Origin of the sequence: Candidatus Izemoplasma sp., assembly GCA_036172455.1 — a bacterium.
GTDB lineage: Bacteria > Bacillota_I > Bacilli_A > Izemoplasmatales > Izemoplasmataceae > JAIPGF01.
Genome location: JAXKVY010000001.1, coordinates 337,291 through 353,677 on the forward strand (window position 1 = coordinate 337,291; position 16,387 = coordinate 353,677).

Annotated in this window: 17 protein-coding genes; 1 reads left to right on the top strand and 16 read right to left on the bottom strand. The window is 36.4% G+C overall.

Going from position 1 to position 16,387, the window contains the following annotated elements:
• Positions 1-4: 4 nt before the first annotated feature.
• From glgB to UMR38_01590, 9 genes are all read right to left on the bottom strand, one after another.
• Positions 5-1,855, bottom strand: a complete 1,851-nt coding sequence (glgB, locus tag UMR38_01550; protein ID MEC9484544.1) for a 1,4-alpha-glucan branching protein GlgB — start codon at positions 1,853-1,855, stop codon at positions 5-7.
• Between the two features lie 9 nt (positions 1,856-1,864).
• The gene (locus UMR38_01555; GenBank protein ID MEC9484545.1) at positions 1,865-2,623 is read right to left on the bottom strand and encodes a RecX family transcriptional regulator; all 759 of its coding nucleotides are present in this window, start codon (positions 2,621-2,623) and stop codon (positions 1,865-1,867) included.
• Positions 2,616-4,094, bottom strand: a complete 1,479-nt coding sequence (locus UMR38_01560; protein ID MEC9484546.1) for a S41 family peptidase — start codon at positions 4,092-4,094, stop codon at positions 2,616-2,618. Before UMR38_01560 ends, UMR38_01555 begins: the two co-directional genes overlap by 8 nt.
• The gene (locus UMR38_01565) at positions 4,091-4,978 is read right to left on the bottom strand and encodes a YitT family protein (GenBank protein ID MEC9484547.1); all 888 of its coding nucleotides are present in this window, start codon (positions 4,976-4,978) and stop codon (positions 4,091-4,093) included. The genes UMR38_01560 and UMR38_01565 overlap by 4 nt, the downstream gene beginning before the upstream one ends.
• Entirely contained in the window at positions 4,971-6,080 is a 1,110-nt protein-coding gene (prfB, locus tag UMR38_01570) for a peptide chain release factor 2 (protein MEC9484548.1), read from the bottom strand. The genes UMR38_01565 and prfB overlap by 8 nt, the downstream gene beginning before the upstream one ends.
• A 50-nt stretch (positions 6,081-6,130) precedes the next feature.
• Positions 6,131-8,635: a preprotein translocase subunit SecA gene (gene secA / locus UMR38_01575; GenBank protein MEC9484549.1), complete on the bottom strand. Its 2,505-nt coding sequence runs from the start codon at positions 8,633-8,635 to the stop codon at positions 6,131-6,133.
• A 93-nt stretch (positions 8,636-8,728) separates the two neighbouring features.
• Complete coding sequence (gene raiA, locus UMR38_01580; GenBank protein ID MEC9484550.1) at positions 8,729-9,268, bottom strand: ribosome-associated translation inhibitor RaiA; 540 nt, start codon at positions 9,266-9,268, stop codon at positions 8,729-8,731.
• An 82-nt stretch (positions 9,269-9,350) separates the two neighbouring features.
• A complete protein-coding gene (locus UMR38_01585) occupies positions 9,351-9,725 on the bottom strand; it encodes a hypothetical protein (protein ID MEC9484551.1) in 375 nt (124 codons plus the stop codon).
• Positions 9,726-9,762: 37 nt separating this feature from the next.
• Positions 9,763-10,272: a 3'-5' exonuclease gene (locus UMR38_01590; GenBank protein ID MEC9484552.1), complete on the bottom strand. Its 510-nt coding sequence runs from the start codon at positions 10,270-10,272 to the stop codon at positions 9,763-9,765.
• 71 nt (positions 10,273-10,343) lie between these two features.
• On the opposite strand from UMR38_01590, the gene UMR38_01595 reads away from it, so the two are divergent.
• Complete coding sequence (locus tag UMR38_01595; GenBank protein ID MEC9484553.1) at positions 10,344-11,237, top strand: tocopherol cyclase family protein; 894 nt, start codon at positions 10,344-10,346, stop codon at positions 11,235-11,237.
• Positions 11,238-11,260: 23 nt separating this feature from the next.
• Here UMR38_01595 and buk read toward each other — a convergent pair whose 3' ends face one another.
• From buk to UMR38_01630, 7 genes are all read right to left on the bottom strand, one after another.
• Positions 11,261-12,328: a butyrate kinase gene (gene buk, locus UMR38_01600; protein ID MEC9484554.1), complete on the bottom strand. Its 1,068-nt coding sequence runs from the start codon at positions 12,326-12,328 to the stop codon at positions 11,261-11,263.
• 25 nt (positions 12,329-12,353) lie between these two features.
• Positions 12,354-12,893, bottom strand: coding sequence for a 2-oxoacid:acceptor oxidoreductase family protein (locus tag UMR38_01605; GenBank protein MEC9484555.1), 540 nt, complete (start codon positions 12,891-12,893; stop codon positions 12,354-12,356).
• The gene (locus UMR38_01610) at positions 12,890-13,651 is read right to left on the bottom strand and encodes a thiamine pyrophosphate-dependent enzyme (protein MEC9484556.1); all 762 of its coding nucleotides are present in this window, start codon (positions 13,649-13,651) and stop codon (positions 12,890-12,892) included. Before UMR38_01610 ends, UMR38_01605 begins: the two co-directional genes overlap by 4 nt.
• Complete coding sequence (gene vorB, locus UMR38_01615; GenBank protein MEC9484557.1) at positions 13,651-14,712, bottom strand: 3-methyl-2-oxobutanoate dehydrogenase subunit VorB; 1,062 nt, start codon at positions 14,710-14,712, stop codon at positions 13,651-13,653. Before vorB ends, UMR38_01610 begins: the two co-directional genes overlap by 1 nt.
• Positions 14,705-14,941 (bottom strand): 4Fe-4S dicluster domain-containing protein, encoded by a 237-nt coding sequence (locus UMR38_01620; GenBank protein ID MEC9484558.1) that lies wholly within the window; start codon positions 14,939-14,941, stop codon positions 14,705-14,707. Before UMR38_01620 ends, vorB begins: the two co-directional genes overlap by 8 nt.
• An 11-nt stretch (positions 14,942-14,952) precedes the next feature.
• A complete protein-coding gene (locus UMR38_01625; protein MEC9484559.1) occupies positions 14,953-15,603 on the bottom strand; it encodes a hypothetical protein in 651 nt (216 codons plus the stop codon).
• Positions 15,604-15,798: 195 nt separating this feature from the next.
• Entirely contained in the window at positions 15,799-16,374 is a 576-nt protein-coding gene (locus UMR38_01630) for a Pr6Pr family membrane protein (protein ID MEC9484560.1), read from the bottom strand.
• Positions 16,375-16,387: the final 13 nt, after the last annotated feature.

Genomic DNA, 16,387 nt, shown 5'->3' on the forward strand with positions numbered 1-16,387 from the left:
CCTACTAATTAGGTTTTATAATGGTAATCGATAATGGGCTTAATAAGCATTCTAATGACTGCTCATAGCCATGAATCGATTCATCATTTGTATATAACGTGTCACCATTATAAAGATTACTGCCACCATATATATCTTTATCACTATTCATGACTTCTTTGTATGCCCCTTTATTCGGAACACCAAACTTATAGTGTTGATGGACAACAGGGGTTAAGTTTAAAATAACAATGACAAAATCTTGCTTATCTTTTGCATATCTAATAAAGGTAAAGATAGAGTAGTCGACATTGTTCGCATCAATCCACTCAAATCCTTCCGTTTGATGATCACATTCATATAATGCTTTATGGTGTTTTACGACATCGTTCATGTCTTTATTAAAACGTTGTGCTCCCTTATGAAGCGGATATTGTAAGAGATGCCAGTCCAATTCTGTATAATCCTTCCATTCATGCATTTGGGCAAACTCGCCCCCCATAAATAGCAGTGTTTTTCCTGGATGAGTAAAAAACAATCCCATTAATGCACGATAATTAGCAAATTTTTGCCAATAATCGCCAGGCATCTTATTGACGAGTGATTTTTTCCCATGAACAACTTCATCATGGCTTAATGGTAAGACATAATTTTCTGTAAAGGCATAGGTTAATCCAAACGTAATTAAATGGTGATGGTATTTACGATGAACAGGATCTTCTTCAAAATACTCAAGTGTATCATTCATCCATCCCATATTCCATTTATAGTTAAAACCAAGTCCACCATGATCGACAGGGTGCGTGACTTTAGGATAAGCTGTTGAATCTTCAGCAATTAATAACGCATTATCAAACGTTTCAAAAACCTTTTGACTTAAATGACGAATAAACGTCAATGCCCCATCATTAATGCCATTATTGCTGTCACCTAAGAAATAGATTAAGTTACTTACCGCATCGATGCGGAAGCCATCGACATGGAAGTATTTCATCCAAAACAAGGCATTTGATATTAAATAACTTTGAACTTCTCCTTTACCAAGGTCTAAATTGGCTGTTCCCCACACTTCATTTTCGCGTTTCCACGCCTCGTCATATTCATATAGAGGTTGTCCATCAAACATGTAAAGTCCGTGGGCATCTCGACAAATATGACCAGGCACCCAATCGATAATAACTTTGATGTTTTCCTGATGTAAGCGATCAATCAAATACATCAAATCTTTCGGTACACCAAAGCGGCTAGTTGCGCTGTAATAGCCTGTCCCTTGGTATCCCCAAGATTGATCTAATGGATGCTCCACTAAAGGCATAAATTCGACATGGGTAAACCCATTCTCTTTTAAATAAGGAATCAATAAATCAACTAGTTCATTGTATTTATGATGTGTGCCATCAGGTTTGACCATCCATGTCCCTAAATGACACTCATAAATACTCATCTGTTTATCATATGGTCGCTCATCTTCGCGATTATGCATATATTTGGCATCGTTCCAAAAATAGCCATCAATATCATACACTTTACTTAATTGACCCGGCCGTTCACTTGAGAAAAATGCATAGGGGTCGGCTTTATATAAGACCCGTCCATCATGGGTTTTTATTTCATATTGGTACTCATCCCATTCACTTGCTTTCTCAATCTCAATTTGCCAAATACCACTCTCATCGATTTTACGACAATTATGGACCCACGCTTGGTAGTCGTTAAACTCACCTAATACACTCACTTCTTTCGCATGTGGTGCCCAAACAGTGAATCTGACACCTACATGGTGTCCGTGATCATCTTTGATAATGTGCGCTCCAAAAACACGATAAGCATCGTAGAGTTTACCTTGATTAAAGAAATATAAATCGTCTTGATTCATAAGATCCTCCTATTCTTCAAGTGTGGCGATTTGTGCACTTGAATATCCTTTTTGTCGTAACGTTTGTTTCATCGCATATCTACTTACACCTTTGTTGTGTAATTTAGACACATCTTTTTCAAAAGATGATGATTCATCAATCATTTGATCAATTATATCCATATGTGCTTGAAAAACTTCATCAATAATATATGATTGAAAACCATAGCGATAAAACTTTTGTTTTAGGCTTTTAATCGCTTTATAATAAGGCTTTTTTACAGGACGTTGACTCAATTTAATTAACTGTTTACGAATCGTTTCTTTTTGTTCGGGAATATCATAACTGAGTAAGGCCTGATCAATTATAGGTTTGTCAATTTTCTTTTTGTGTAAGTATTGCCCAATTTTTTTAGGACCATCATGGGAATACATTTTTTTATCTTCTACATACAAACTAGCGTAGCGTTGATCGTTTAAATAGTTATTTTCTTGTAAGCGATCAATGACTTGTTCGATAACAATTCGGCTATAATCTTTTTTGCGTAAATGTGCTTTTGTTTCCCCAACCGTTCGCATTTGCCTTGTCACATAACTCAGTGCCTGTTGATAGGCAAGGTCAAAATTAGCGCCTTGTCTAATCTCTTTTATCTCATTTGGCTCTAGTTCTTTTTGGACATACAAATGGTATTGACTTAGGGTCTGTTCACTCACATCAAATGCAATACGGTTTGATAATGTAATCCGATAGCCATTTGTCTGTTTGTGAATATCTGTAATTTTAATCATTGTTACTGAAGTAATCTAAGGCTGCTTGTAACTGTGAATCGTTACTTGGGTTATCACGGAATGCATCTAGTGCTGCATTGATGACAGTTAAAGTAGCTTCATCAATCATACCCGTTGCGGGGATGTTATGATCATTTTGAATATTGATAATAGCACTGTAGGTATCCTGGTCAAAATAACCATCCGTTCTGACGTTATATCCCATGGTATTAATGATTTGTTGTACATTGGCAATACGGGGATCGACCGTGTCGACTTGTAGTGGACCTTCGTCTATTAAAAAGACTTTATAGGCTGTTTCAGCACCTGTTGGTTCGACGATGATATCCGGTGTAATGCCATCCGTACCACCATTAAAATGGACCCAATTCCCTTCACTTGTAATCCATTTACCAATGGATATATGTAACCGATCCCCCACTGTTGCTTGAACAACCATGTCCGTCTGCATGGTCCCTTTACCGTATGTCACTGTTCCGACTAAAGGATAATTCCCTTGTTCTTGCATAGCACTTGCAAAAACTTCTGATGCACTGGCACTATTTTGATTGACAAGCGTAACGATATCATAGGGCTTTGGTGTACTATTAGATGCATAATAATTGTTACTGAAGAATTCTCCATCAGAATAATATTCAGTTGAGAACATTGGCTTCCCATTATCCACTAAAAACTCATTCATCATATTGTACACTGTCGATAAATGGCCACCGCCATTATTTCGTAAATCAATAACTAATCCATCTATATTTTGCGCTTCTAAGGCTGTGATTGCATCATGAAATTTATTGGCTGTTTCATCGCCAAATTGCGTGACTTCAATATAGCCAAGTTTTTGTCCGTTTTTGTTAAATACTTGATAATTAACACTGGCATTTTGGATTACGGCGCGGGTCATGGTTAATTGAATAATATTATCAACACCTTGACGGAAAATACCAATAACGACATCCGTACCTTCTTCTCCTAAAATCATGTTGATGGTGTCATAAAAGTTTTGCTCAGTAATATCCACCCCATCAACACTCACAATGATATCATTAGGTAAGATGCCAGCTTCTTCGGCTGGGCCACCTTCCATCACATCTTCAACAATGATTTGCCCTTCAACAAAGCTCACGCGAACGCCAATGCCGACATAACTTTCTTCAAACCCACTTTGAAATTGTGAGTATTCTTCATAGTCAAAATAACTTGAATGTGGGTCATTTAATGCATCAAACATCCCGTTCACTGCGCCTTCCATTAACAAGTCTCTTGATGGTTGTGTATAATGATTTTCCATCAATGATTCTAAAACTTCTAAGAAAACTTCATCGGTAATGGTTGTTGCACCGTCTTCATTTAACGGCGGATTTTCATCTTGATTGCCCGTATCCTGTGGTTCAACTGTATCCATGTTGTACCCAATATAAAAACTGGTTCCTATTGCGACGATGAAGGCTAATAAACCTACTAATCGTTTACTCATAAATCATCACTCTCTCTTTCTAAAAATTCACCATGTATTTCTGTAGCCGGGGTGACATACACAAATGCCGTCTCATCAATATGGCTAATTACATTTCTCACTAAATAATATTCTCGTTTAGTAATGACTGTAATCAGCATTATTTTTTTGGACTCTGAGTACCCACCCTTAATCGGTACTTCTGTCACACCACGACTAATAGAATCATAAATTGATTTTTTGATCTCCTGTGGATAATCTGTAATAATTTGTAAGGCTTTTTTCGAAGTACCCCCGACAACCACCATGTCCGCAACTTTACCGCTAATCGCAATCGCGATTATCGCATAAAGCCCAACAAGTACACTCCCAGATTGGGAAAAGACAATAGTTCCTGCAAGGACAATTAAGCCATCAATTAAATACACACTAAAACTGATTGGTAAATTAAACACGCGGTTTAAGATTTTAACGGGTATGTCTGTTCCTCCGCTTGTACCACCATATTTAAGCACATAGCCAAAACCAAGTCCAAGTAGTGCCCCACCAAAAGTGACCGCAATGACATAGTCATTTTCGATATTTAATAAGGGCACAAACTGTTCTAAGATGAACAGGACAAAAGGAAACAGAAGGCTGCCATAGATACTTCTAAGAAATAGTTTTGTGCCTAAGACAATCCAGCCAACCAACAATAACACCATATTCATCGCAAATACGGTGAGAGAAATTGAAATCTTACTTGATACTTCATTCAGTATCATACCGATTCCAGTAACCCCTCCAGCAACTAAATCAACAGGAATTAAAAAGAAATAAAACCCTGAAGCCATCAAAATAATACCTAATGAAATCCATCCGTAACGTTCAGGATGACTAATAGGACGTATCCGGTGTTTATCCATTATGATCGTCCTTTTGTTGCTGTGTTAGATAGGCTTTGATGAATGGATCTAAATCGCCATCCATAACTTTATCGACATTCCCTGTCTCGTGATTTGTACGATGGTCCTTAACCATTGAGTAAGGATGCATAACATATGAACGTATCTGACTTCCAAAAGAGTTAGAAATATCGGTAGACCGATATTTTGCAATATTTTCTTGTTGTTCTTCTAACGCTTTTTGATATAATTTACCTTTTAAAATTTGCATTGCCTTATCTTTGTTTTTAATTTGCGACCGTTCATTTTGTACTGTCACAACGATATGAGTAGGTATATGGGTAATCCGTACAGCACTATCGGTGGTATTAACACTTTGTCCCCCTGCACCACTTGAGCGATAGGTATCAATTTTTAAATCTTTGTCATCAATGTCGATGTCAATATCGCCCTCAAATTCAGGAATCACTGTAACACTAGCAAAAGACGTATGACGTCTTCCGCCACTATCGAACGGACTAATTCTAACTAAACGGTGAACACCATGTTCTGCTTTTAAGTAGCCGTAGGCATTATCGCCACGAATCGCAAAAGTAGCACTTTTAATCCCTGCTTCATCCCCAGCTTGGTAATCTAGCACTTCCTGAGTGTAGCCACTACTTGCGGCATAACGGTTATACATCCGATAAAGCATACTTGCCCAATCTTGTGATTCCGTACCACCAGCTCCTGGATGAATTTCTAAAATCGCATTTAAATCATCATATTCCTCTGATAATAACAACAGAATCTCTAAGTTTTCGGCTCGTTTTGTCAGTTGTTTATCATATGTCTCGATATCATCTAGTAAACTCGCATCTTCTTCAACTAACTCTTTTGATAATTGCAAGTTTTCAATCAAATCATCATATGCCGCTATTTGGTCATAACGTTTTTTTAACCGCTTTAATTGTTGAATAATATGATTAGCTTCTTGTGGGTTATCCCAAAAAGAAGCATCATAGGTTTGTTTTTGTAACGAATCAATCTCATTTTTTAATGCCTCGAGATCGATTAAATTATGGATTTTTTCTTGTTCATTTAAATGGCTTTGAACAATGCCTTTAACATCAGATAGTTGCATAATTAATCACCTTCAAGAAAGACCCTAGGATATCCCTTCGGGTCTTTATTCTATTTACCATGACAATGTTTATATTTTTTCCCTGAGCCACATGGGCAAGGGTCGTTTCGTCCTACTTTATTGACAGAACGTGGTTTTTTCTTTGACTCGATTTCTTTACCACTAGATGTGTGCGTTGGTTTAATCACTTGTACGCGTTCCATATTATCACGGATTTGAGCGCGTAAGACATATCGTGTTACATCTTCATCAATCGCTTCTAACATTTCGTTAAATAACCGATACCCACTATCTTGATATTCGCGTAATGGGTTCATTTGTGCATAACTTTGCAGGCCAATTGATTGGCGTAATTCACTCATTTGATCGATATGTTCTGTCCAATATGTATCGACCACACGTAAGATAATGGCTTTTAAAAATTCGTTAAACTTCTCATCACCAAATTTGTTCAGTTTATAAGTCATATCCTCTTTAACAACATCATAAAGTTCACTGATAACCTCAGGTGCGGGTTTATCTAATTCAGACTTACTTATACTGTTTGGCGTAAAGTACCGTCCTGCGAGGACATTATATAATTCACTACTATTAACCATTTGATCTTTAGAATCTTGATTGACATGGGCATAAACTGTCCGTTCAATAGAACGATTTATCATTTCACGGGCAATATCAATAATTGAATCTTTAAATAAGATATCACGTCGTTGTTTATAGATTACTTCACGTTGTTTACGGTTTACTTCATCATATTGTAATACGGTTTTCCGGCGATCAAAGTTGTTTCCTTCAATTTGTTTTTGGGCCCGTTCTACAATTTTAGAAAAGATTCCGTAATCGATTGGCTCTTCATCATCAGACCCCCGTGTTTTGGTTAACATCTCCAATTGTCGTTTAAAACGATCGCCACCAAATCGGCGCAACAAATCATCTTCTCCTGATAAGAAGAAACGACTATATCCTGGGTCTCCTTGACGTCCACTACGTCCGCGTAACTGATTATCAATCCGGCGTGACTCATGACGTTCTGTCCCTAATACCGCAAGTCCACCAAGTTCGACAACGCCTTCACCAAGTTTAATGTCTGTCCCACGTCCAGCCATATTGGTTGCGATTGTGACTTGACCCTTCATTCCTGCTTTTGCGACAATCTCAGCTTCACGCTCATGCTGTTTCGCATTTAAAACATCATGTGGTACCCCTAACCGTTTCAATAGTTTACTGAGCAATTCTGATGTTTCAATAGAAATGGTCCCGACTAACATGGGTTGCCCAATTTTATGACGGTGTTGTATTTCTTTCGCAATTGCTTTATATTTTGCTTTCATTGTCGCGAAGATTAAATCATTATCATCTTGACGGATGACCGGTTTATTGGTTGGTATTTCAACGACAATCATATTATAGATATTTCTGAACTCTTCTTCCTCAGTTTTCGCTGTCCCTGTCATTCCGGCAAGTTTGCTATACATTCTAAAGTAATTTTGGAATGTTATTGTTGCTAGTGTTGTGGTTTCTTTTTTAATGTCAACGCCTTCTTTAGCTTCTAATGCTTGATGGAGTCCTTCACTAAATTGGCGTCCATGCATAAGTCGTCCTGTGAAACTATCGACAATAACAACTTTATTATCTTGAACAACATAATCAACATCGCGTTCCATTGTAAAATTCGCTTTAATCGCATTGTTTATACTATGTAGTAAACTGACATTATGGATATCATATAGATTATCTAATGAAAAGTATTTTTCGGCTCTAGCAATACCGGATTCCGTTAAGTTGACAGCTTTTGTTTTAATATCTAAATCATAATCTTCTTCAGTTAAATTTCGCGTAAATGCTTGCGCTTGTAAATATAAGCTACTGGTATTTTTTGCGCCACCACTAATAATTAATGGGGTTCTTGCTTCATCAATTAAGATCGAATCAATCTCATCAATAATCGCGTAGTTTAATGGTCTTTGGACCATTTGTTCTTTATAGATAACCATGTGATCACGTAAGTAATCAAATCCTAATTCATTATTGGTTGAATACAGTACATCACATAAATACGCTTCGCGCTTTTCTTCCTTTGTTAAATCACGTGTATTCAGCCCAACAGTTAGTCCTAACCATCGAAATAAATCACCAATTTCACCGTTTGCTTCACGCGCAGCTAAATAATCATTGACTGTGACAATGTGAACACCTTCACCTAATAATCCATTTAAGTAGGCTGGCATAACACTGGTTAAGGTTTTCCCTTCACCGGTCTTCATTTCCGCAATATTACCATTATGTATTGAAATAGCCCCCAACAATTGCACATAGTAAGGGGTTAATCCAACGACACGTGTCGCCGCTTCGCGAACGGTCGCAAAGGCATCAACTAAAATATCATCTTTTGTTTCACCGTTGTTTAATCGTTCTCTAAATTCATCTGTTTTTGCTTTTAATTCTGCGTCTGACAATGTTTTATATGTATCGCTTAATGCCTCTATTTGATCCGCTATTTTGCGGTTCTTTTTGAGTGCTCGATGTCCTAAGTCAAACCATTTTTTAAAAAACATGTACCTCACCTCATTTTGTCACATCTATGATATCATATTTATGAACTTTTTGAAAACAAAACTCAAGAAAAATGCGCCCTTGGGCGCATTTATTTATTCGGTTTCAATAACTCCAAATGTTCCATCATTTCGTGTATAGGCCACACTGACTTGTTTTGTTTTATCATCACGGAAAATGAAAAAGTCATGATCCAATACTTTTAGTGCAGTAATGGCTTCATCAACTGTCATTTCTTCAAGCATAATTTCTTTCTTGCGGACAGGTTGCTGTACCAATTCCTTTTCAAGTGCTTCAATATCTAAATCATCATGGAAGATATCTTTAACACCATCACGTTGTTGTAAACTGCGTGTAATTTTTGTTTTATGTTTACGAATTTGTGATTCTAATTTATCAATTGATAAATCAATCGCTGCGTACATGTCTTCATCTGCGACCTCAGCACGCATGGTATAATACTTGGTAGGGATGGTCACCTCAACTTTATGATGATCGCTATAAACTTTACAAACCACAAAGGCATCTAACGCCTGTTTGAAATACCGTTCTACTTTTTGTAATTTGTCTTCTGCGTAATCTCTAATGGCATCGGTTACTTCAAACCCATTTTTCCCTCTAACTTCAACTCTCATCTTTTTCAGCTCCCTTTCAATTTAATATAGTTTATTATAACATATAATCAGACTATTGTTTAAGAAATGTGATTTTTTTCTCTTACAACAGTGTATCGCGATATAGAAATGCTAAGTATAAAAAACGGCGTGTTAACCCTAAAACAAGTTTAAACATTGGGCTGTTAAGGAATGTTATTAATGTATCATCATAGTAAAGCATTAGATCACTATCAGAGGTTTTAAAGCCGGTAAACAGGTGATGCCCTAGTTCTGTAAATAAGGCGTGATCATCACCATCTTTGTTTTGATCAAATAAATAATGCAAGATTATTTCTTTATCCAACACGGGAATCATGTCTTCTGTTTTTACATTAACTTTTTTCACACAGTCATCATGGATGACATACGGTGTTTTAAAAAGTGTTTTAAGTGTCATCTGTTTATATAAGTGTTTCTGACAATAAATACAATTCATAAAAAAGACCTCCATCCATATAGTATGGATAAAGGTCTTATTTATCTTTTGCGAGTAATTGTTCATAGACTTCATATGTCGCATAGACATCGCTTAAAGCCCGATGTGCCTGCTTGTTTTCTATTTGGAAAATACGGCACAATGCTTTTAAAGAATAACTTCTAAGTCCTTTTAATCGTTTTCTTGCTGAGAAAATCGTGTCTTTCACTCTAAATTTAGGATATTTAACCATATATCGCGTACATTCATTTTCAATGAACGGATAATCAAATCGTACTGCGTTATGTCCAATTAAAAAATCTACCCCTTCACAAAAGGATATAAATTCTTGTAAAGCAATACCTGGGAAAAGCGCATCTTTAACCATTTCGTTGGTAATGCCATGAATCGCAATCACATTGTCTGGAATGGTTATCCCGGGATTAATTAATTGTTCAAAAGAATCAACGACTTCACCATTCTTAATACGAAGTGCCCCAATTTCGATAATTCGATCTGTTCTTGGATTTAATCCTGTTGTTTCAATATCAAATACAACATAGTCCATAATTATCACCAAAATTAGTATATCACAAAAACAACTTATGGTATACTAAAAACAATCAAGGAGGTTGTCTTATGAGCTTATTTTCATATCAATCGTTAAAAGATTCAAACTATTTTGAAGGATGGTATGTTCGAATAATTGATCCTGTTATCGAACTTAATATGGCTGTTATATTCGGGATTACGAAAGAATCAACCAATCCTCATGCATTTATTCAAATCGCAAAAGCTGGTCAGAAAAAAGGGATTTATAGAGCATTTGATCTGTCATTATTCTATTATCATGAGACCTTAGAAACAGTCACTATCGGCAATAATGAGTTGTCGCTTAAACATCTACTACTTGATATTGATGATATTAAGTGTAATTTATCGTTTGAAGATGTGTCACTTCAAACAAAGTCATCTATGGGTTTCTTTAAAAAAATGCCCCTTGAGTGTTATCAAGAGTTACTTTATCCTAATGGTAAAGGGATTGGTAAAATCGAGATGGCGGATGAGAAACACAGCATTAACGCAAATATTTATCTAGAAAAGACATATGGTCACAAATTTCCTCAAAAGTGGATTTGGTGTCAAAGTTCTCACGCTGAATCATCAAACGCAACTATCTCCTTATCAGTGGGTAAAGTTCCTTTCAAAGGCTTAACTATTAACGGCTTTTTCTTACATCTAGATTTACCGGATAAAGGCTATCATTTTTCATCATACAATCTTTCAAAATTCCTTTATGAAAGTCATAAGGGACAGATTACTCTAACCGTTTTAAAGCCGTTTTATAAAGTTATTATTAAAACATCGTTAGATGCTCCAATTAAACTGGTTGGACCAACGGATGGTGGCAACATGAACCTAGAGGTCTTTGAGAGTTTAACCTCGCATGCAAAAGTTACGCTATATAAACGTAAGAAGATTATCTTTGAAGATACGTTTACGTATGTTGGATTAGAAAATACAATGGATTAAAAAAAGCCAACTAAGTTGGCTTTTTACATATCATATTTTTGTGCGCGTTGTTTGCCTTCAATGACTAACTTCATATTGTAAGCAAGTGCACTGAGTTCGTTTTCACCAGGATAGATAGTGATTTCTCCTAAGTGATCTATGTATTCTAGCAGTGGTTGTAATACATCTTGATTATATGCTAGGCCACCGGTAATAATGATCGCATCAAGTTTCCCTTTTGTAATGGCATATAAACTACCAATTTCTTTAGCAATTTGATACACCATAGCATGAAGGATATCTTTTGCGACGGTACTGCCACTAGCAATCATTTCACTGACTTCTTCAGCATCATTGGTATTTAAATAAGATACAAGTCCACCAAATCCATGATTTAGTTTTTGAACTTGTTCTAACGTGTATTGTCCATTAAATGCAAGTTCATACACAGACGCTACCGGTAATCCCCCAGTACGCTCTGGGCTAAATGGTCCATCTCCGTCTAAAGCGTTGTTAACATCAACGACTTTGCCTTCTTTGTGAAATCCAACACTAATGCCACCACCTAAGTGAGCAACAATTAGATTGAGATCTTCATAATTTAAATTATTTTTCTCTGCGTACTGTTTGGCGACCGCTTTTTGATTTAATGCGTGCCATATCGGCTTACGGGTAATACCGTTCAATCCCGATATTTTAGCGACATCTTCCATTTCATCAACAATGACAGGGTCAGCGATGTACGCTTTTTTACTAACTTTTTTGGCAAGTGTATCCGCTAATATTCCACCCAAGTTACTGGCATGTTCCCCATACTTTCCACTTGCTAAATCTTTTTTCATGGCATCATCAACTTCATAAACGCCACTTGCGAGTGATTTCATTAATCCCCCTCGACCGATAAATCCATCGATTTGGTTTAACCGAATCGCATTCTCTTTTAAGAAGGTTTCAATATCACTGCGTCGTAAAGGGATTTGATCAATTAAATCATCATATTTATTGAGTATATCAGAGGAATAGCGGATCGTTTTTTTGTGCACACAGTCATCGCCTTCAAATAAGGCTACTTTAGTTGATGTGCTTCCTGGGTTGATAGTAAGAATCTTCATGAGATCCATCCTCTCTTTAAAAATATTACTTAACGATATCGCGTCCGCGATCAAGTGCTTCTTTATTAATGTCAATCAGTTTTGCTTTCGCACCTGTAAATTTCTGTTTCATTATATCAATAATATCATCGTTCGTAAAGAGATTTGCCGCCTTTAAATAGGCTCCTAACATGACCATGTTTGCAACTTTTAGGTTACCAATCTCTAGTGCTAAATCATTCGCTTTGACAAGAATAACATTCACATCATCACGAATGTCAACATCTTTTACAAGACTTGCGTTAATTAATAAGTTTCCACCTGTTTTTAATTTTGGTTGGAATTTAGCAAGCGAAGGTTTGTTCATAATAATTAAAGAATCTGGTGTTGAAATAACAGGACTCCTTACCGGATCTTCACTGATTGTAACTGAACAATTTGCTGTACCCCCACGGGTCTCTGGTCCATATGATGGAAACCATAATGTGTTAATGTCTTTTTTTGTTGCAACGTAACTAAGGAGTTGCCCCATTAACATTACACCTTGTCCACCAAATCCGGCAATGATTACTTTTTCATCAATCATGCGTTATCCTCCTTCGTTCTATCTTTGTAGACACCTAAAGGATAGTAAGGAATCATATTGTCAACAGCCCAATCTACAGCGTCTTTTGGTGTCATACCCCAGTTAACTGGACAGGTAGAAATAAATTCTATTAAACTGAATCCTTGATTATTTTTTTGAATTTCAAACGCTTTTTTCAAGGCTTTTTTTGCTTTGTTTACGTGTTTAGGATTATGGACACTTACCCGTTCAACATAGGTTGCCCCTGGGATTGTGGCCATCATTTCGGCGATACGTAATGGGAACCCTGAATGTTTTGGATCACGACCATCTGGTGATGTGGTCGTTTTTTGGCCAACGAGGGTTGTTGGTGCCATTTGACCACCTGTCATACCATAAATCGCATTATTCACGAATACAATGGTGATATTTTCACCACGATGCGCTGCGTGGATTGCTTCTGCAATCCCAATACTTGCGAGGTCTCCATCTCCTTGATATGTAAATACCATAGTATCAGGACGAACCCGTTTTAATCCTGTCGCAACAGCTGGTGCACGTCCATGTGCCGCTTGGAACATATCGAAACTAAAGAAGTCATAGTTTAAGGCACTACAACCAACACTACCGATTCCAACTGAGCGCTCAAGGACGTCTAATTCAGTTAAACATTCAGCAACCAGTTTATGAATAATACCATGGGTACACCCTGGGCAATAACTTAATGGAAAATCTGATAATCCTGGTGATTTTTTATATACCGTTTTCGTTTTTGCCATTATTTCTCACCTACGATTTCTTTCACTTTGTTGACAATTTCCTCTGCCTCAGGAACAATCCCGCCAACACGTCCGTAGAAGTGTATCGGATATCTTCCTTCATTGACAATTTTAACGTCGTCTATCATTTGACCAGTTGACATTTCAACGACTAATAAATCTTGAACACTTGCTGGAATTTCATCAAATGCTTTACTAGGGAATGGATAAATTGTAATTGGTCTAATAATACCACAGTTGATGCCTTCATCTTCTAACATTTCAATCGCACTTCTTGCGATACGAGCTGTCGAACCAAATGCTACAATAGCAATTTCAGCATTCTCCATATTAATGAGTTCGTACCGTTGATGATTGGCTTTCATTTCATTATATTTATCTAATAATTTATAATTGTGATCTTCTAAATCTTGAGGATCGAGGTATAAACTATTAATAACATTTTTATCACGTTTGCCGCGCATACCATCTGCGGCCCATGTTTTTTCTTTCAAATCCCACTTAGGGATTTCTTGATCAAAATCGACCGGTTCCATCATTTGACCAATTAATCCATCAACCGCAATCATAACAGGGTTTCTAAAATAATCAGCAATATCAAATGATTCTTTAATTAAGTTAACCGCCTCTTGTAAACTTTCAGGTGCAAGAGAATAGAGATAGTAATCCCCATTTCCGCCACCACGTGTGATTTGTTTATAATCTGCCTGGCTTGGTTGGATACCTCCAAGACCTGGTCCACCACGCATAACATTAATTATTACCGCAGGTAATTCTGCGCCTGTTAAATAACTAATACCTTCTTGTTTCAAGGCAATCCCTGGTGAACTTGAGGAGGTTAATACACGCGCACCACCACCAGCTGCACCATAAACCATATTAATAGCAGCAACTTCACTTTCACTCTGGACGAATACTCGTCCATTTTCTTTCATATGTTTACTTAAATATTCTGGCAACTCATTTTGGGGTGTGATGGGATAACCATAAAAGGCATCACATCCACCTTTAATTGCTGCGAGTGCCATTGCTTCATTTCCTTTCATCAATACTTTAGCCATTGTTAGCCTCCTTCAGAAATCGCTCGACAGTAATGACAGAGTCTGGACACATGGTCGCACAGAATCCACAACCAATGCATTTTTCCATATCTGTGACCATCAATGGAGTGTACCCTTTTTTATTGGTCCGAGATTCATCTAATTTTAAGATATGAACAGGACAATAAAAGGTACATAAGTTACACCCTTTACAGGTGTCTTCTTCGATAAAAATTCTTCCTTTTGCCACGATCGTTCCTCCTATAATCTTTGTTTTGCTATATATCTATGTAGAATAAGCTTTTCACCTTTGAATGATCTAGATGTGTCAATGGATTCATCAATTGCTGTGTAAACAATCGGGACATGCAACTCTCTTGCGACAGATGCAATAACTTGTTCACCATTTAAAATATCATCTTCCGTTGTTTCTTGCATCAAGTTCGTATTATTGATTAAACCTGTAACTTTAAGCTGACTTTCCGCTTCATACATAGCAATCGTTTTTAATATATCCTCTTTAGTTTGCGTTTCAGGACGAAATGTATTTACCGTTACTAAGAAATCAATCTCATCCGGATCTTTTATCTTATGTAAAAACTGATGCAAGACACGAACCCCATTTTCAGTACCACCAAGATCATATATGGCAGTCACATTTGGATGGGTAAAAGGAATCGCCCCTTCACCACTTACAAAGGGTAAATCTGAATTACGCATGCCTTTAATCGTTGATTCAACTAAGTGGATATCATTCTCTTTTAATAATGTGTCTAATTCTCGAGATCGGAAGTAGACATTGATGATATCTAAATCGACTAAATAATTAATTTTATGTGTCAATGCAAGTTCTACAGATATTTCACTTTTACCACTTCCATAGTGGCCAGCAATAATTGTAATCCGTTTCATTATTTTTTGCTCACTTTCTTAGGTGCTTTTATCATTTTAAATGAAAGCGTTTTTACACCATTATTATTATATCATTTTAAAAATCTACTTTCAACAAATCACGCATTTGAAATGAAAAAAATAATCATTTTACACTCATAGATAAAATGGCTATCTTTAGCCATTTTATTTTTACTGATTAGCATTGATAGTGAATTATTTTTGTGAAAATATTTTCACAATCCCCATTGACAAAATTAAATAGATGATAAATATAGCTATTACAAATAAACTAACTCTGAGTAGTCCAGCATTAATAAAATCAAAAAACGGGTAAATAGGATTATTTGTTAGCGCGCTGTAATTGAGTGCAAACCCCAAATAATAAATAGGAAAAATCATCCATAACGCAATATGCTCAATCATAAAGTTTTTATTCTCATATTGAATAAAATACCCAATCGCAAGTAATGGTGTCACATAATGATTCATAATGTTCGATAAGATGTATAATCCTTCTGGTGTATACGTCCAACTCAAGAGCGTAATATAGACAACCATTGTGATTGTGATGTTGATATAAATACCACCTTTTAATCGATCAATCCAGTGCCAATTTAAAGCCTTACCAAGAAATAATAGTAATACAAAAACATTACTCCAAATTGTGAAGTATTTAAATAAGCTTAAAAAGGATATTATTGGACTCTCACTAAGTAAACTAACAATCATATTTGTAAGGAGTCCAATACTACTGGTCAGCACGATTAAATAAGCCATTTTTGTTTTCATTCATCCACCTCCA